11 protein-coding genes are annotated in these 18,585 nt (G+C 46.8%); 10 read left to right on the top strand and 1 reads right to left on the bottom strand.

From position 1 onward, the window contains the following. The first annotated feature begins 5 nt into the window (after nucleotides 1-5). The 6 genes from DB398_RS07210 (at nucleotide 6) to DB398_RS07185 (ending at nucleotide 12,548) form a co-directional block, all read left to right on the top strand. On the top strand, nucleotides 6-1,610 hold the full coding sequence (locus DB398_RS07210; RefSeq protein WP_108423717.1) for a RagB/SusD family nutrient uptake outer membrane protein: 1,605 nt from the start codon (nucleotides 6-8) through the stop codon (nucleotides 1,608-1,610). A gap of 622 nt (nucleotides 1,611-2,232) precedes the next feature. After that, a complete protein-coding gene (locus DB398_RS07205; protein WP_108423716.1) occupies nucleotides 2,233-5,379 on the top strand; it encodes a SusC/RagA family TonB-linked outer membrane protein in 3,147 nt (1,048 codons plus the stop codon). 10 nt (nucleotides 5,380-5,389) lie between these two features. Further along, nucleotides 5,390-6,844, top strand: coding sequence for a SusD/RagB family nutrient-binding outer membrane lipoprotein (locus DB398_RS07200; protein ID WP_159076343.1), 1,455 nt, complete (start codon nucleotides 5,390-5,392; stop codon nucleotides 6,842-6,844). A 142-nt stretch (nucleotides 6,845-6,986) separates the two neighbouring features. After that, nucleotides 6,987-8,723: a DUF885 family protein gene (locus tag DB398_RS07195; protein ID WP_108423853.1), complete on the top strand. Its 1,737-nt coding sequence runs from the start codon at nucleotides 6,987-6,989 to the stop codon at nucleotides 8,721-8,723. 310 nt (nucleotides 8,724-9,033) lie between these two features. Next, a complete protein-coding gene (locus tag DB398_RS07190) occupies nucleotides 9,034-10,809 on the top strand; it encodes a DUF885 family protein (RefSeq protein ID WP_108423714.1) in 1,776 nt (591 codons plus the stop codon). Nucleotides 10,810-10,811: 2 nt separating this feature from the next. Beyond that, on the top strand, nucleotides 10,812-12,548 hold the full coding sequence (locus DB398_RS07185; protein ID WP_108423713.1) for a DUF885 family protein: 1,737 nt from the start codon (nucleotides 10,812-10,814) through the stop codon (nucleotides 12,546-12,548). Between the two features lie 46 nt (nucleotides 12,549-12,594). Here DB398_RS07185 and DB398_RS07180 read toward each other — a convergent pair whose 3' ends face one another. Beyond that, entirely contained in the window at nucleotides 12,595-13,470 is an 876-nt protein-coding gene (locus tag DB398_RS07180; RefSeq protein WP_108423712.1) for an AraC family transcriptional regulator, read from the bottom strand. Nucleotides 13,471-13,738: 268 nt separating this feature from the next. Between DB398_RS07180 and DB398_RS07175 the strand changes: the two genes are divergently transcribed. Genes DB398_RS07175 through DB398_RS07160 form a run of 4 tightly spaced genes read left to right on the top strand, consistent with a single transcriptional unit; the run spans nucleotide 13,739 to nucleotide 18,496 of the window. Continuing rightward, nucleotides 13,739-14,662, top strand: coding sequence for a dihydrodipicolinate synthase family protein (locus DB398_RS07175; RefSeq protein WP_108423711.1), 924 nt, complete (start codon nucleotides 13,739-13,741; stop codon nucleotides 14,660-14,662). Next, on the top strand, nucleotides 14,659-16,182 hold the full coding sequence (locus DB398_RS07170; RefSeq protein WP_108423710.1) for an aldehyde dehydrogenase (NADP(+)): 1,524 nt from the start codon (nucleotides 14,659-14,661) through the stop codon (nucleotides 16,180-16,182). The genes DB398_RS07175 and DB398_RS07170 overlap by 4 nt, the downstream gene beginning before the upstream one ends. A gap of 50 nt (nucleotides 16,183-16,232) precedes the next feature. Continuing rightward, a complete protein-coding gene (locus tag DB398_RS07165; protein WP_108423709.1) occupies nucleotides 16,233-17,240 on the top strand; it encodes a 4-hydroxyproline epimerase in 1,008 nt (335 codons plus the stop codon). A gap of 11 nt (nucleotides 17,241-17,251) precedes the next feature. Beyond that, complete coding sequence (locus tag DB398_RS07160) at nucleotides 17,252-18,496, top strand: NAD(P)/FAD-dependent oxidoreductase (RefSeq protein ID WP_108423708.1); 1,245 nt, start codon at nucleotides 17,252-17,254, stop codon at nucleotides 18,494-18,496. Nucleotides 18,497-18,585: the final 89 nt, after the last annotated feature.

Below are 18,585 nucleotides of genomic sequence, written 5' to 3'. Positions count from 1 at the left end.
AGACTATGAAAAATATATTGAACAAAGTGATTTCACTTAGATTGAGATTTTTGATACTGTCGGCCAGTGTGATCTTGCTGCCGATAGGTTGTACCGACCTTGAAGAGGAAGTGTTTTCCGAAGTGACGGAATCCTCCTTCGTGCCTGCGGAGTCGGACATTATTTCAGTGATGGCCTCGGCCTATACCCCCATGCGGTTTGTTATGGGGTGGCAGGGTTATTTTGATCTTCAGGAAGAACCAGCGGATATGTTTGTGACCCCAACAAGGCCCAACGGATGGGATGATGGGGGAACCTATAAAAGGATGCATTTTCACGAATGGACCGAGACCCAATGGCAGCCCAGAAATACCTGGATAACCTGTTTTAACGGTATCAACAGTACCAACAGGGTCATTCTTCAAATCGAGTCTGGGGAACTGCCTGTGAGCGAGGCCCAAGCCGCATCCATCATTGCCGAGATGCGTGCACTCAGGGCCCTGTACTATTCCATGTTGGTGGATACGCACGGAAATGTACCGATCATAGCCAGCTATAGTGATGAACTTCCCGTCCAAAACACTCGCTCCGAGGTCTATGATTTCATCGTGTCGGAATTGAACGAAGTGATTCCAAACCTGACCGAAACGGTAGATCAGTCCACCTATGGACGTATGACCAAGTGGGCAGCCTACCATGTTTTGGCACGTGTGTACCTGAACGCCGAAGTCTATACCGGAACTCCACAATGGGCCAATGTGATCACGGTATGTGATGCCATCATCGGTAGTGGGGCTTTCACCCTTTCGTCCAGCTATTCAGATATATTCGCCACGGAGAACCAAGGCAACTCTGAAATGGTCTTTGCCATTCCCTATGATCAGATTTTTGCGGGACAATGGAGTGCCCACATGAAAATGCTCTTGCCCGACCACCGATTGGTTTTCGGAATGCAGGCACAACCATGGGGAGGATCCAGCTGTAATCCCCAATTTATAGACAGTTATGAGCCAACGGACAACCGTTTGGCCGACACTTGGTTGATGGGAGATCAGTTGAACTATTCGGATGGAAGCGTTGTGATGACCTTGGTGAAAGAAATGCCAAGCATTTACGATTGTGATTTTACCGAAGGGTTCAGATGTGCAAAATATGAAATTGAGCCAGGAGCAACTGGAGGTCTCAGTGTCGACTTTCCATTTCTTCGATATACCGATGTCCTGATGATGAAAGCTGAAGCATTGCTCCGTACCAATAGAAGTGATGATGCGGCCATAATAGTGACCCAAGTGCGCCAACGTTCTTTTGATGACCCAGCCGATGCAACAGTCACCGGAGCCGAATTGGAAGGGGATACCACGGTCCAGTATGGTACTTTGGCCGAGGATGGGACCATTGACCAACCAGGAGACCAATCTGTAGTGCCCTATGGACGCTTTTTGGACGAATTGGGCTGGGAATTTGCTGCCGAGGCCAGAAGAAGGACAGATTTGATACGTTTTGGGGTCTATCAGACCAAAAATTGGTACAACCATACCCCTAAGGGAGACTATACCATTCTTTTTCCCATAGGACTGGAAGAAAGGAACACCAACACCAATTTGGAACAGAACCCAGGATACCCCAACTAATGGGAAAATAAAGCCACTTTTTTCATTAATTGTTTTGAGTTAGTAGTTAGTTGAAAGCGAACGGATACCCGTTCGCTTTCTTTTTTAGCCTAGGTTTTTCTTCTGACTAGGATGCGGGGGCAATGGGTGTATATAAATCCACTTTTTTACTCCGATTACCTTTAGGATACTGCTGCAAACGTCCCATTTAAAGGGATATATAAAGGTCTTTTATAGTTAAAAAATGGCGTTTGTAATAAGATATTATCGCATATGCATATTATATTATCCCGCACCAATTTACCTCCTCAAATTTTTTTTAAGTTTCAGTAACCAAAACGTTAAGTCCTTTTAAATAAGCAGGTAAAGGACGTCTGTGTAATGAATATAATACGTTCATGGGGACCCTTCTATGGGTTTGAGTGAACCTACCATGGCAGGTGGATTTATGGCCCAGGATCCACCTGGTATGGAAAGAACTTCAAACTTGGGATTTTTCCAAATGAGACCAAGGTTCAAAACAAAACAACAAACGATAAACTATATGAAAAAAAGAACAGAGGAGTAAAACAAGGTCACTGGCAGTTTGAAAAATTGCAAGCGACCATGAAAACCAATTAAACTTAAACCACTAATTCAAAATATGAAAAACCTGATAAAGTTGTCCAAAAGGATAACAAACCAATTGTTGTTGGTCTGTACGTGCATGATTTGCTTTTTTGTAGGGACCACAGAAACCAACGCCATGGATGTTTCTATTTCAATGGGAGAAGATGGAAATGACGTGACAAAGATGACCGGTTCCGAAAAAGTTGCGGACAGGTTCCAGTTTTCAGTAACCGGGACCGTTGTGGACGAGACCGGAACACCCCTTCCCGGAGCCAGTATTGTGGAGAAGGGAAGTCCCAATGGCACCCAGACCGATTTTGATGGAAACTTTACCCTTGAGGTATCTGGCCAAAATGCCGTTTTGGAAATCTCATATATGGGATACAATTCCCAAGAGGTTGCCCTTAATGGTCGCACCAGTATTTCTGTAGTGTTGCAAGAGAATGCGCAGGCATTGCAGGAAGTGGTCGTTACCGCCTTGGGCATCAAGAGCGATAAGCGGGCGCTGGGCTATGCCACGGCCCAAGTGGATGGGGACGATATAAGTGGGGTCAAGGCGACCAACAACTTTGTGAACTCATTGAGCGGTAAGGTAGCAGGGGTACAGATCTCCAGCACCTCTAGTCAGCCCGGTAGTGGTACCCGTATCGTGATCAGGGGCGGGTCTTCCATAACAGGGAACAACCAACCTTTGATCGTAGTGAACGGTGTGCCTTTTGATGCGGCCAACTCCAGCACATCATCAGGTCTCGGGGATATCGACCCCAACTCCATTGAAAGCCTTAGTGTACTTAAAGGAGCCTCGGCAGCGGCACTTTATGGAAGCCGTGCAGCGAATGGGGTACTGCTCATCACCACCAAATCCGGTGAATTTGAATCTAAACCGGTGATCACTTTTTCCAACTCTGTAAGCTTTGATAGAATTTATGAAGTTCCACTTCAAAAAGAGTGGGCGCAAGGTTTTTGGGATGGCACAGGTTGGAGCTACGTAGATGGGGAAACAGCCTTCACCTCCACAAGTTTTGGTCCAAGGATCTCCGATGTGCCAGGGGCACAATACTATGATCGATGGGATGTGTTCAAGACGGCCTTTACCAATGAAAGTACCATCAGTGCCATGGGTGGCACCTCAAAAGCATCCTATTTTGTGAGCTACAGTAACTTGATGAACGACGGTATCTTGGATCCGATGAAGTTCCGTAGGAATGCCATCAATGCCAACACAACCTTTAAGTTTACCCCAAAGCTGACAGTTTCCACCAACCTTATGTATTCCACACAAAAGAATACCCGCTTGGACGAGAACAGCTCCAACAGTGCGTTCATGAACACCCTATTGGCCCAGCCGAACACATGGAACCCCTATCCCTTATATGATGAGGATGGTCGTTTGCGATCTTTCCGTGGAGGATCTAGGGATCCCTACCTGTGGTTGTTGGACAATGTAGGAAATAATAACGAGAGAGATCGATTTAACGGTACCGTCAGCATAGAATATGAGATTGTTCCCAAGCTGAGTTTTAGAACCATAACCGGTATCAGTTTTTCCAGTTTGCATGAAGATGCCCATTACAATAGGGGAGGCTATGCTTCAGTACAGGGAAGCTATGATACTATGGAGCGATTTGATCGTAACATAGAGTCCACGGAAACTTTGACCTACGATAATGATTTTGGGGATTTCAGTGTCATGGCCTTGGTGGGTCATAACATTTCCGAGAACAGAAGGCGGGAAATCAATTTTGAAGGCAATGGGTTGGTCCTTCCGGGAATCTACAACACGGCCAACGTTAGTGGCTTCAATGCCTACGAATACAAAAGACTTTTTAGGGCGTATTCGTTCTTCGGACAGGCCATGATCGGATACAAAAACTGGCTATACTACACCGTGACCGGTAGGAACGACTGGGCGTCCAGTGTGGCCGATAGCTTCTTCTATCCCAGCCATAGCGTTGGTTTTATATTCAGCGAGCTGTTGCCCAAATCTGATGTGTTCAACTATGGTAAATTAAGGGCCAGTTATGCTAAGGTAGGTTCCCCTGCCGATCCCTATGCCCGAAATATTGTATTGGATGATCCTTCCAGTGACGGGGTGCTTTGGCCTTTCAGTGGACAAAGGAGCTACTTGTCAACAGACAAAATACCAAACTCGGGTTTGAGCAATGAGTTCAAGAGCGAGGTTGAATTGGGTGCCGAATTGAAGTTTTTGCAAAATAGATTGGGAATCGACTTCGCGTACTATCATAACTGGAGCGATAACCAGATCTTGAGCGAGCAGTTCTTGGCCTCAACAGGATATACCTTTGGTGATGTGAACATTGGAGGAATTACCCACAAAGGGGTGGAATTGGCCATCAATGCAACACCGATACAGACCAATGATTTTGAATGGGATCTCAATATCAATTTCTCCAAGGATAACCCCGTTGTGGATAACTTAGGGAACAACGACGAACCTGTATCGGTAGGCTCTTATGGTACTGCTGTTGTGGGCCAACCTTATCCCGTGATCTTCGGCCCCGGTTTCCTTAGGGACGATCAAGGAAGATTGGTCTTGAGCGATGCTCCTGGAACAGGCTACGGACGCCCATTGGCGGACAACTCCCAAAACCAAATATTGGGACAGACCGTGCCCGATTGGATGGGAAGTTTCAGGACAGCCTTCAGGTACAAGAACATTTCGCTTTCCGCTTTGTTGGACATCAGCAAAGGAGGTTACCTGTACAGTTTGAACGACCACTACCTTACTTATTACGGTATGGCCAAGCACCAAGAGAACAGACCAGAGGATAACATGATCACTTTTGATGGTGTCATGGGCCATGTTGAAAATGGAGAAGTTGTGGTGACCAGTGAAACACCAGAAGCGACCCGATATGACCTGTATTGGCAGACCGTGGCCCAAAACGTTTGGGAAGACAACATCATGCCAAGGGACTACATCAAACTAAGGGAAGTGAACCTGTCCTACAAGATTCCAAAGGACATGTTGTCCAATGTGGGCCTTACCGCTTTGGACATCTCCCTCTCGGGAAGGAACCTGTGGAGAAAGTTCAAGGATGGTTTTGAAGGTGCCGATCCCGAGGTGAACACCGACGGTATCACCAATGGTAACGCCTACTTGGGTTACAGTATGCCGGCCACCAAGACATATACACTCACCTTAACCGCCAAATTTTAATACGATGACTATGAAAAGAACATATATAAAGCCATACGCTATTTTGGTCGCCATACTGACCTTCTTTACAAGTTGTGAAAGTTGGATAGACGTTGACCAAGACCCCAATAGCATTGTGGATAGCCCGCTGATCACAGAAAATGTGATGTTGATCGGGGTAGAAGCGGAATGGGCCGCATTGGCCACAGAACAATTGAACACATGGGAAGGTTTTGCCCAATGGCTGTCCTGGCACTCCATTGAAGGATCTACTTCAAGGTCCATGGACATCAATGCCGATTATGGTAACGAAGTTTGGGATTCCTATTCCATTTCATTGAAGCATGCCGTGGAGCTGTACAACAAGGCCGAAGAAAATGGGAACACCCATTACCAAGGTGTGGCGGGGATCATTGCCGCCTTTCATTGGTTCTACATCGCCGATGTTTACGATCAGGCACCATTGGAAGATGCCATTCAAGGATTGGATGCACTGCAGCCTGCCTTGGCCAGCCAAGCGGAACTGTATGCACATGCCAATGGACTTTTGGATGAGGCCATCACCCTTTTGGGAGCGCCTAACCAAGGAGACCGTGTTCCCGGAACTGACGATTACCTTCTTGGAGGGGATATGGACAAATGGATCAGGTATGCAAATTCGATGAAAGCCAGACAAGCGTTGCGTTTGTCCTATGCGCCTGGAACAACTCCGGCAGCTCAGGCCACTTTGGCCTTGACCTATCTTGAAGATGGAATGACATCCAATGACGATAATGTGATGTGGAGGCATTTGGAGGAATTGGCCAATGCAAACCCCTTGTTCGGCTACATGAACCGGGCATATTCCGGTGGACTTGGATTGACACCCGGCAACTTTTTGATCGATTTGATGAATTCTTTCGATGATCCCCGTAGGCCCATCATGTTCACCTATTCCGAAGAGTTTCCAGATGGGTTCGTGGGCTTGCAGTCAGGAGCAGTTGTCCAACCAGGACAAACGCCCAGTCACTACAGGTATACCTACATTTCCATGTCCTATCCCGCACAGATCATGATGTACGCCGAATCCGAGTTCATCAGGGCCGAGGCCTATGCCTTCAATGGCCAATGGGCTTTGGCAGAGGAGGCCATGAAAGCGGGCATAACGGCCGATATGGAATTCATAGGGGTCGCCCAAGCGGACATCGATGCCCATTTGGCCCAACCTTCATTGACCATGCCGACCAATGTGGAAGATGCACAACAGCTTATCATCGAGCAAAAATATATAGCCAATGTGTTCAGGACCCACGAAACCTATTTTGATTTTGTGAGGACCGGGTATCCAGAGTTTGATTTTGATTACATGTTGTTGAACGTGTACAACACCGAAACCTTTCCCCGAAGGTTTCCCTATCCGCTCAATGAAGTGGAAAGAAACCCGAATGTAACCGCTGTTGGTCAACCGGATTGGTTTGCCAAGGGAACCACTTGGGACAATAAATAACCAACCAATAAAGGTGGAAAAGGGGCCAGGCCATTGGCCCCCTTTTCCTTTTTTGGACAAGGTGTAACAATGGATTGGGTATTTTTGGTAGGGTCTGTTTTTAAATGGACCTTGACCAATGGACATAAAAATGAACAAAAGCATGAAGAAATTTCACAAAATGCATCTCAAGACCCTAGTGTTGGCCTTGATCATGGGATGGACCGCGCATTCCCAGAACAGTGCAGGCAACGAAGCTCCGGTGAGCGAACTTTACCAGCTCATGAACGAGATGTCCGCCGATGAAGGGAGCCTGGGCAGGTTCTACATCGTGGACAGCTCGCCAGAAAAAAGGGAACGTTTCAAGCAATTCTATCAAGATTACCTCTCCAGATTGGAAAAATTTCCATTCAACCAACTATCGGTGAACGGTAGGGTGGATTATCTCTTGGTAAAAAGTGAGATCAACAGAAATCTCAGAAATCTGGAAGAGGAAAAGCAGGAATACGCCAAAATTGAAAAATGGGTATCCTATGCAGGGCCCATCTACGAAACAGAAAAATTGCGCAGAAGGGGCATCCATTTGGAATCTTCCAAAATAGCCGCTCAGTTCAACGAGATCAGCAACGAACTGAAAAGCCTGTCGGCAACACTTTCCAAGGAACCGCCCACATTCGATCGTAAACAGGCCGAGAGAGGTCAGGATGTGGTCAAAGGCCACCAAACGGCCCTGGAAAGCATCTATCAATTCTATAATGGATACGACCCTGACTTCACCTGGTGGATGGAAAAACCCTATGCCCAGCTCATGGAGCAGTTGAAAGCCTATGGAGCGCTCATCATGAGCAAGGTGGATGAAAGCACCCTTTCCAAGGACGATGGCAGCGGTATCGTAGGAAGCCCGGTCGGCGCAAAGGAACTCAAGAACCTATTGGAAGATGCCTTCATTCCCTACTCGGCAGAAGAATTGGTGGAAATCGCCAACAAGGAATTTGCCTGGTGCGACAAGGAACTTTTGAAGGCATCCCGTGAAATGGGATTTGGGGATGACTGGAAGGCCGCACAGGAAAAGGTGAAGCAATCCTATGTGCCAGAAGGACAACAGCCCGAAGCCATGTTGGACCTTTACAACCAATCCATAGCATTTTTGAAGAAAAATGACCTCTTGAGCATTCCGCCTGTGGCTGAGGAAACTTGGCGAATGAGCATGATGAGCCCAGAAAGACAGAAAATTGCCCCTTTCTTCCTGGGGGGTGAAACCTTGCAGATCTCCTATCCAACCAATACCATGGACCATGAGGACAAAATGATGAGCATGAGGGGGAACAACCCACATTTCTCCAGGGCCACTGTGCACCATGAGCTGATCGCGGGCCACCACTTGCAAGGTTTCATGAACAGAAGGAACAAGACCTACAGAAACTTCAGGACTCCATTCTGGACCGAAGGATGGGCACTCTACTGGGAACTTATCCTTTGGGATATGGATTTTCCGCGATCTCCTGAAGATCGTATCGGGATGTTGTTCTGGAGAATGCACCGTTGTGCAAGAATTATATTCTCCCTCAATTACCATTTGGGCAAATGGACTCCGCAGGAGTGCATTGATTATCTGGTGGACCGAGTGGGCCACGAAAGGGCCAATGCGGAAGGAGAGGTCAGGCGTTCGTTTACCGGCAGATATGGACCCTTGTACCAATTGGCCTACATGACCGGGGGAATGCAGTTCTATGCCCTCAAAAAAGAATTGGTGGACTCTGGAAAAATGACCTACAAGGAATACCATGATGCCGTTTTGCGCGAGAACAGTATGCCTGTGGAAATGGTCAGGGCCATACTTACCAACCAACCTTTGGACAAGAATTATAAAACTTCCTGGAAGTTCTATAATGGAAAATAGTTGTTTTTAATTGTTTTGAGTTTAGTCTCCTAGGGCCATCGGTAAAATGATGGCCCTAGGATTTTATAAGAGCTCGCGAAACCCGATCAAAGGGTTCTGTTCCAAGGATATCTGCTTGATACCGCATTAGATAATATAATATCAATTACAGTTAATATGCGATTACGGGACGGCATAAATCTACAATACCTTTAAAGTGTTTTACAGAAACACAAGTTTTTTGCAATGCCCTAAATGACTCGGTCCAGTGAGGTACAGAGGTCATTTTCTTTCGGTATTGGATAATTTTTTAACCAAACCAACGATCAGAATGAGAAATAAAAAAATGTTATGGATTGCCTCGGCCATTCTTTTGATGGGGCCAATTTCAATGTCCTTGAATGCACAGGCAAAACAAGAAGCGCTGTATGTGCCCTGCGAGGAAATGCCAGATCTAATGACCAAATACAATGCGGATTATGGTTCATTGGTCCGTTTTTATGCGCCGGGTGCCCGTAGATCTTGGGGAAGGACAAATGATCCCGGAGGATCTCCCGAACGAAGGGCCAGAATGACCAAACTAAGGAACGACTACTTGGTGAAGTTGGAAAAATTGGACTTCAATGCACTGGCCCAAGAATGTAAGGCCGACTATGTGCTTTTCAAACGGGATTTGGAAAAGGAAAATGCCGAGGCCAAGGAACAAGAAGTCGTCTATCAAAAGATCAAAAAATGGTTTCCGTTCTCCAGCAACATCTATTCGTATCTTGAAGGAAGAAGAAGGGGCCATCAACCTGATGCCACCAAAATGGCCAAGGAATGGAACGATGTGGTGGTGCAGTTGAAGACACTGAAGACCCAACTTGAAGGAACAACCACTTTGGCGAAGGATGAGGTGGAAGAAGCACTTCTTGTCATCACGGACCTTAAAAATTCAGCGGAGAACGTATATTCCTTCTATAATGGGTATGATCCGCTATTCACGTGGTGGATGTCCACCGTTTACGAAGAAATGGGCAAAGGCTTTGACGCGTATGCCGAAGTATTCAACAAAAAAATCGATAAAGGGAAGCCTGTGGATGAAAGTGGCATTGTGGGCAATCCTGTGGGCAGGGAAGAACTGATGAAGCAATTGGAGTATGAAATGATCGATTATACCCCTGAAGAATTGATAAAATTGGCCAATGAAGAATTTGCTTGGTGCGATGCCGAACTATTGAAGGCAACTCAAGAAATGGGATTTGGCAATGACTGGAAAGCGGCCCAGGAAAAAGTAAAGAACGCGTATGTGGAGCCTGGAAAACAGCCAGAATTGATTTTGCGCCTTTACACAGAAGCGGTGGATTTCCTTAAAAAGAACGATTTGATCACAATTCCCCTATTGGCAGAAGAAGTTTGGGGTATGGGTATGATGTCCCCAGAGCGTCAATTGGTAAATCCATTCTTTACCGGTGGCTCTTCGATCAGTATTTCATACCCCACTGATGCCATGACCTATGAGCAACGCATGATGAGCATGAGGGGCAACAACCCACATTTCTCCATGGCGACCGTGCACCACGAATTGATTGCAGGGCACAACCTGCAAGGGTTCATGAACAGCCGTCACCGAACCTACCGCAATTTCCGCACCCCATTCTGGACCGAGGGATGGGCACTCTACTGGGAACTTCTGTTGTGGGACAAAGGTTTCCCGCAAGGACCCGAAGACCGCATAGGCATGTTGTTCTGGCACATGCACCGTTGCGCACGTATCATTTTCTCCTTGAACTATCATTTGGGCAAATGGACGCCTCAGGAATGTATCGACTTTTTGGTGGACCGTGTTGGGCATGAGCGGGCCAATGCAGAAGGCGAGGTAAGACGTTCTTTTGTGGGCAACTATCCTCCATTGTATCAGTTGGCCTATCTCACAGGAGGTCGTCAGTTCTATGCTTTGCACAAAGAACTCGTGGACAGCGGTAAAATGACCAACAAGGAATTCCATGATAGGATTATCACCATGAATGCAATGCCGGTTGAAATGATAAAGGCCATCATGACCGATCAGAAAATCAGCAAGAACTACAAGGCCAAATGGAAATTCTACGATCCACCAAAACAATAGAAATGAGGAACACTTTTATTGGAGGGCTTTTTAGTCTTGTAACCATAGCTATGGGCTTTGCCCAAGAAGCGGATTTTGTTCCCTGCCAGGAGATGCCCTATCTCATGGAAAATTTTCAGGCAGATTCCAGGGTATTGGACAATTTTTATAGTCCTTCCACAGGGTCGTTCTACGGTTTTGGAAGAAGGGGTCCATCTGCATCATACCCAGAAAAATTGGACCGTATGGACCGCTTGTACAAGGAATATTTGGACAAACTGAGCGCCATGGACTTTGATGCGTTGTCCCAAGAATGCCAAGTGGATTATATTCTTTTCAAAAGAGATCTCAATGAAAACTTGCGTCAGTCCCAAGTGGAGCGACGCGAGTTGGACAGTGTGGCCAAATGGTTCCCTTTTAGCAATACGGTCTACGACCTGTTTAAATTGAGAAGAAGAGGAATCCAGCCCCATGCACAACAAGTGGCAAAGGATTGGTCCGGAATCTTTGATCAGATCGACTCCCTGAAAACAACGCTAAAGGCTTCGGACGACCTGAGCGTGCTGGTCATCAGGAAGGCGACCGATGTTGGCAACGGCCTGCAACAGGCCTTGGCCGATGTTCATGGGTTTTACAATGGGTATGATCCCATGTTCACCTGGTGGACCTCAAAAACCTATGAAGATCTGGATGCATCGTTGAAGGAATACACCGAATTGTTCAAGCAGAAACAGACCCCGGACAAAAATGGCATCGTTTCCCGAAAACCTGTAGGCCGAGAGGAGCTCAACCGTCTGCTGGAATATCAAATGGTTCCGTACACCCCAGAGGAGCTCACCAAAATAGCCAATGAGGAATTTGCCTGGTGTGAAAAGGAGATGCTGAAGGCCTCCCAAGAGCTTGGATTTGGCAACGATTGGAAAGCTGCCTTGGAGCATGTGAAGGACACCTATGTGCCTCCCGGAAAACAGCCAGAGGCGATATTGGATCTATATGAAAAATCCGTAGCGTTCCTCAAAAAACATGATTTGGTCACCATTCCACCTTTGGAAGAAGAGGTTTGGGGGATGTATATGATGTCACCCGAAAGACAGCGTACCAACGCCTTCTTCACGGGAGGGACCAATATTACCATTTCGTACCCCACAAATACCATGGACCATGAGTTCAAGATGATGAGCATGCGGGGCAACAATCCCAATTTCTCGTTCGCAACAGTGCACCATGAGCTGATTCCTGGGCACAACATGCAATATTTCATGAATGAGCGTTACCGTACCTATCGCAACTTCGGTACACCATTCTGGATGGAAGGATGGGCATTGTACTGGGAGCTCTTGTTGTGGGACATGGATTTTCCGACCACGCCGGAAGAGCGCGTAGGGATGCTGTTCTGGCACATGCACCGCTGCGCTCGTATCATCTTTTCCTTTAATTTCCACATGGGCGAATGGACGCCGCAGCAATGTATCGACTTTCTGGTGGATAAAGTGGGCCATGAGCGCATCAATGCTGAAAGTGAGATCCGTGGACCCTTGTCCAGCAACAGTAACCCATTGTACCAAGTGGGCTATTTGACAGGAGGACGCCAATTCTACGCCTTGAAAAAGGAAATGGTGGACAGTGGGAAAATGGGGATAAAGGAATTCCATGACAAGGCCATCAAGCTGAACGCCATGCCCATGGAAATGGTAAGGGCTATCATCACTGGCCAAAAATTGACCAAGGACTTCAAGACCAATTGGAAGTTTTACGAATAGAAACGCACAACTGAACAATGCCTCCAGGTGGTTTCATTTTGAATCATCAGGAGGCCTTGGATTGGTTGTTCCATTTTTCAATGGAGTATTTTCTGTACTGGGTGGGCGTGGAGCCCTTTAGTTCTTTGAACTTTCTGTTGAAGTTGGCAATGTTGAGAAAGCCACATTGTTCGGACACCATGGCAATGGAAAGATCGTTGTTCCTGAAAAGCAATCGGCAAGCATGTTCTATCCTGATCTCTATCAAAAACTGAAAAAAAGTCTTGTTGGTCCGCTTCTTAAAATAGCGACAGAAAGCATTCTTGCTCATGTTGGCCCTATCCGCCACAGTATCCAGGGAAAAAGGTTCGTGGAAATGGTTCAGGGCAAATTCAAACACATTGTTCATTCGGTTGCCCTCGTCGTTCGTATAGATTTTTCGGTATACGAAAGTGGACAAAGGTTGTTTTTCAGAGGATATCATGATATCGAGAATGTGCAGCAAGGTTGCGATCCGTTGGATACGGCTCTGGTTTTTGAGATGTCCAAAATGGGACGATAACCTTTCCAAGTTAGACATGATCTTGATGCCATATCCCGATTCTTCAAAGAAAAGCTGTAACCTGGTCAGGTCCGAAAGGCTGAAAAAATCCTTGCCGAATGATTTTTTGGTGAAGAACAAGGTGTACATAACGGATTTTGGGGAGTTCTTAGGGTCGCTTCGGAACACATGGGGTACATTTTCCCCTATGACCAGCACGTCACCCGGATTGAAATCGTTGACGGTGTCACCCACAATGAGGGATCCTTCCCCAGCGGCAACATAGCTTATCTGTATTTCTTCATGTTGGTGCAACTTGTCATAAAAGATGATGCCGGAATCTTCTTGATAGACGAGTGCTTCTTGTTCGGGCTTGGGGATTTTGAATGGGAGAACTTTCATGGCTTACGAGGTTTTTATATGAAATTACTAACTTTATGGGTCAAAACAATGTTTTCGGGTAATATAGTATAGATTTTAGATAATAAAAATCAAGAAAATGGAGAAAACCCCCTTTGGAAGCTCTATTTACCCTTATTTTATGAACTAAATTTTGCCTATTGGATGGACTATGTCTTATTCTTCTGTCAATATAGTATCATAAAAGGCTAATAAATAGACCGCATCTTGCTGAATGGTCTTTTATTTTTGTAACCAAAATATTAGCAATATGATACAATGGGAAGGCATCATGCCTGCTGTTACGACAAAATTCACAAGCGAGGACGAACTGGACCTTGCTATGTTCGAGAAAAATATCAAGGCCCAAATGGATGCCGGAGTCCATGGGATCATTCTAGGAGGTTCCTTGGGTGAAGCAAGTACACTGACCAAGAGCGAAAAAGAAACCCTGATCAAGGCTACCCTTGAAATGGTAGGGGGTCGGATTCCTGTTGTGATGACCATTGCCGAACAAAGTACCAAAGAAGCCATTTTCATGGCCCAACAAGCCGAAAAGGCAGGAGCACAGGGAATCATGGTATTGCCTCCTATGCGATATAAGGCGACCGACCACGAAACCGTTGTGTTTTTTCAGTCCATTGCCAACAGCACTTCACTTCCCATGATGATCTATAACAACCCCATAGATTATAAAATTGAGGTAACTTTGGACATGATGGCCGAACTCTTGAAATGTGATAATATCCAAGCCATAAAGGAATCCACAAGGGACATTACCAATATCATAAGGTTGAGAAACCGTTTTGGTGACCGCTTGAAGGTATTCACAGGAGTAGATACCCTGGGATTGGAAAGCTTGGTAAGCGGTGCCGATGGTTGGGTGGCCGGATTGGTATGTGCCTATCCAGCGGAAACCGTTGCCATCTATGAGTTGGTCAAGGCGGGAAGAATCAATGAAGCCCTTGAAATCTATAGGTGGTTCATGCCATTGTTGGAGTTGGATATAGTGCCCCAATTGGTGCAGAACATTAAATTGGCGGAAGTGGCCACTGGAATCGGTACCGAAAATGTTAGGGCACCAAGGTTGCCCTTGCAAGGAAAAGAAAGGGAGCGTGTTCTCAATATTATAGAAACGGCAATGAAAAACAGGCCGGTGCTCCCAGAATATAAGAATATAAAAAGCACAGTATGATTACAGGTAAAAACTGTATTGCAGGAGATTTTAGCGGAAAGGGGAGCGTTGGGTTCAAGACCATCAACCCCAAATTGAACAGTGAAAACCCAACAACTTTTGTGGAAGCCACAAAAGAAGAAATAGAGGAGGCCGTTTCTGCGGCATGGGACGCCTTCAAAACATACAGAAAGCTGCCAGGAGCAAAACGTGCAGCTTTTTTGAATGCCATTGCCGATGAAATGTTGGCCTTGGACCAAGAATTGGTGGACACCTACACCACAGAATCCGGATTGCCCGAAGGAAGGGCAGTAGGGGAAAGGGGTAGGACCGTGTTCCAGTTGAGGACCTTTGCCGAATTGGTCGCCAACGACGATTGGAGGGAAAACACCTTCGATGCCGCGCAACCGGACAGAAAACCACTGCCAAAGGATGACCTGAGAAAGACGATGATTCCCTTGGGGCCAGTGGTCGTATTTGGGGCCAGTAATTTTCCTTTGGCCTATTCCACGGCAGGTGGCGATACGGCAAGTGCCTTGGCGGCAGGTTGCCCTGTGATTGTGAAATCGCACCCCATGCATGCAGGGACATCCGAACTTGTGGCTTCTGCCATTGTAAAAGCGGCCGAAAAGACCGGGATGCCGAAGGGAGTGTTCTCCAGTATCAATGGAGGCATTCAGGCCGGGGTCGATCTAGTGAGCCATCCCAAGGTAAAAGCCGTGGGATTCACAGGAAGTATTGGCGGAGGAAGGGCCCTGTTCGATTTGGCAGCTAAAAGAGAAGAGCCTATTCCCGTATTTGCGGAAATGGGAAGCATTAACCCAGTGATCATTACGCCAAATGCCATTTCCAAAAGAGGAAATGAAATCGCCAAGACTTATGCTGGTTCCATCACTTTGGGAACAGGACAGTTCTGTACCAATCCCGGTTTGCTGTTGACAGTGAAGGATGGCAATACGGAAAGTTTTGTAAACGAACTCGCCAAAGAGACCATTGCTTTGGACCCACAGTGCATGTTGCACCCCAATATCAAAAGCGGATATGACAAAAAAGGTGCCGATGTAACCTCCCAAACAGGTGTGGAGGTCGTTGGAAAAGTGTCGGGAACACTGGAACCCAATTATGCGGCCTCCGTAGTGGCTACGGTTTCAGGGGCCGAGTTTTTGGACAACCCTAAATTGCACCAAGAAGTTTTTGGGCCTTTTTCCATGGTGGTCCAGTGCAAGGACGAAACCGAACTCCTTCAGATCATAGAAGGATTGGAAGGGCAATTGACAGGGACCCTCATTGCAGAAGATGATGATGCCTTGGATTTGGCAGAAATTGTGGACGCCCTTCAGAACAGGGTTGGCAGGGTCATCTATAACGGAGTTCCGACAGGAGTGGAAGTCTGCCCGTCCATGCAACATGGTGGACCTTATCCGGCCTCAACGGATTCGAGGTTTACGGCGGTGGGCATCCATTCCATAAAAAGATGGGTGAGGCCTGTGAGCTATCAGTCCTTTCCGCAGTCATTGTTGCCGGAACACCTCAAAGGATAATAAACGCAAATTGATCACTAAAAATAGGATGGTTTTTTAAAGAGCTACCAGTGGCAAGAAAAACATTTTTTTGTGTTGATGCACATACCTGTGGCAATCCGGTCAGGGTTGTTGCAGGAGGTGGTCCCAATCTTTTAGGGGCCAATATGAGTGAAAAAAGACAGCATTTCCTAAAGGAATATGACTGGATAAGAAAAGGCTTGATGTTCGAGCCCAGGGGGCATGACATGATGAGCGGGAGCATTCTGTTCCCGCCCCATGAACCTGAAAATGATTTCGCCATCCTTTTTATCGAGACCTCAGGTTGTTTGCCCATGTGCGGGCACGGGACCATTGGGACCATCACGGTGGCTATTGAAGAAGGATTGATCGCTCCCAAAGTACCTGGAAAGATACGGATGGAAGCCCCTGCCGGATTGGTAGAAATCGAATACCAACAGACTGGGAAAAAAGTGGATTGGGTGCGTCTGGTCAATGTAAAATCCTATCTGGCCGCCGAAAATCTGACCGTGGAGTGCCCCGAGTTGGGAGAGATTACTTTTGATGTGGCCTATGGTGGAAATTATTATGCCATTGTGGACCCCCAACAAAATTTCAAAGGAGTACACCATTTTTCTGCGGGACAGATCATCCAGTATTCCCAAGTGGTGAGAAACAGGATCAATGAAAAGTACCCGGATAGGTTCATCCACCCAGAAAACAGTACCATTCGCGATGTGAGCCATATGCTCTGGACGGGAGACCCGATTGACCCGACATCATCCGGAAGGAATGCTGTTTTTTATGGGGACAAGGCGATAGACCGTTCCCCTTGTGGTACAGGAACCTCCGCCCGTTTGGCCCAATTGTATGCTAAGGGAAAATTGGATGTTGGGGAGCCTTTCATCCATGAAAGCTTTATCGGCAGCAAGTTTGTCGGAAAGGTGGTAAAAGAAACCACATTGGCGGACAAAATGGCCATTGTGCCCAGTATCCAAGGATGGGCCCAGGTCACCGGATACAACAACATCATCATAGATGATGACGACCCGTACGCACAAGGGTTCCAAGTGATTTAAATCGTTCCAAAATGAAGAAAGTGATTGTTGTGGGGGGAGGCATCTCCGGACTTTTTAGTGCCTATTATTTGGTAAAGGAAGGGTATGAGGTAACGGTATTGGACCAGACTGATATGACCAGTGGGGCCTCTTACATCAATGCAGGATACATCACCCCGAGCCATTTTATACCCTTGGCCGCCCCAGGCATTATCACCCAAGGTCTCAAATGGATGCTGGACAGTTCCAGTCCGTTCTATATCAAACCCAGATGGGATATGGAATTCTTCAAATGGGCTTTGCTCTTCAAGAAATCGGCCACTGTTTCAAAGGTGAAAAAAGCAATACCTGTTCTCATGGAACTCAACCTGAAGAGCAGGGATTTGTATGAAGAAATGCTGTCCGCCCAGAATTTTGACTTCCATTATGAAAGAAAAGGGGTGCTGATGGCCTACTGTACGGACAAGGCGGAAGAAGAGGAACACGAAGTGGCTGAACAGGCCATAAAGAAAGGACTGGATGTCTCGGTGCTTTCCAAAGAAGCGTTGCACAAGATCCAACCCGTCTTCTCGGACCAGGTAAAAGGTGCGGTGCACTATACCTGTGATGCCCACATGACCCCCCACCATTTCATGCAGCAACTAAAGGATTGGTTACGGTTGCAGGGAGTACGGTTCAGGACGGGACAAAAAGTGGAAGAGATTATTGTCGAGGGAAAAAAGATAGTGGCCATGAAAGCCCAGCATACGGTTTATGAGGCCGATGAGTTTGTACTGGCCTGTGGAAGCTGGACGTCCAAATTGGCCTCCACTTTGGGCTTGAACGTTCCCATTCAAGGTGGAAAAGGATACAGTATGGATGTGGCACGCCCCACCGGAATTACATTGCCTACCATTTTGGTGGATGCCCGAATGGCCATCACCCCAATGGACGGTTTTACCCGTTTTGCCGGCACGATGGAATTCTCCGGTAACAACGACACCATCCAAAAGGAACGGGTAGAGGCCCTTGCCAAGGCGGTAAAAGCACATTATCAAAATGTTGAAATACTGCAAGCAGAGAAGGATAGGGCAACTTCAGGATTGAGACCCGTATCTCCGGATGGATTGCCATATATTGGAAAAACCACCAAATACAACAATCTTGTCATTGCATCGGGACATGCCATGATGGGATGGAGCCTTGGCCCCATTACGGGTAAACTGGTAACACAGGAAGTGTCCAACGCGAAGCCCTTGATGGACCTTTCCCCACTTTCCCCCGATCGATTCCATTGACAGGATAGATACTGTCCAATTCTCACCTTTTTTTACGCCCCAATAAGCATTTAGGGTAATATAGTATCAGCATAAGGTAATATGAACTG

This window comes from Flagellimonas amoyensis, assembly GCF_003058265.1.
Lineage (GTDB): Bacteria > Bacteroidota > Bacteroidia > Flavobacteriales > Flavobacteriaceae > Flagellimonas > Flagellimonas amoyensis.
Note: the sequence above shows the minus strand (reverse complement) of the source record. Positions and strands in the feature narration are given on the sequence as shown.

Bases quoted from the DNA above. Each gene is read 5' to 3' on its own strand.
- DB398_RS07180 (WP_108423712.1), bottom strand. From the start codon at position 13,470: ATGAAAGTTCTCCCATTCAAAATCCCCAAGCCCGAACAAGAAGCACTC.
- DB398_RS07200 (WP_159076343.1), top strand. From the start codon at position 5,390: ATGAAAAGAACATATATAAAGCCATACGCTATTTTGGTCGCCATACTG.
- DB398_RS07195 (WP_108423853.1), top strand. From the start codon at position 6,987: ATGAAGAAATTTCACAAAATGCATCTCAAGACCCTAGTGTTGGCCTTG.
- DB398_RS07210 (WP_108423717.1), top strand. From the start codon at position 6: ATGAAAAATATATTGAACAAAGTGATTTCACTTAGATTGAGATTTTTG.
- DB398_RS07190 (WP_108423714.1), top strand. From the start codon at position 9,034: ATGAGAAATAAAAAAATGTTATGGATTGCCTCGGCCATTCTTTTGATG.
- DB398_RS07170 (WP_108423710.1), top strand. From the start codon at position 14,659: ATGATTACAGGTAAAAACTGTATTGCAGGAGATTTTAGCGGAAAGGGG.
- DB398_RS07160 (WP_108423708.1), top strand. From the start codon at position 17,252: ATGAAGAAAGTGATTGTTGTGGGGGGAGGCATCTCCGGACTTTTTAGT.
- DB398_RS07185 (WP_108423713.1), top strand. From the start codon at position 10,812: ATGAGGAACACTTTTATTGGAGGGCTTTTTAGTCTTGTAACCATAGCT.
- DB398_RS07175 (WP_108423711.1), top strand. From the start codon at position 13,739: ATGATACAATGGGAAGGCATCATGCCTGCTGTTACGACAAAATTCACA.
- DB398_RS07205 (WP_108423716.1), top strand. From the start codon at position 2,233: ATGAAAAACCTGATAAAGTTGTCCAAAAGGATAACAAACCAATTGTTG.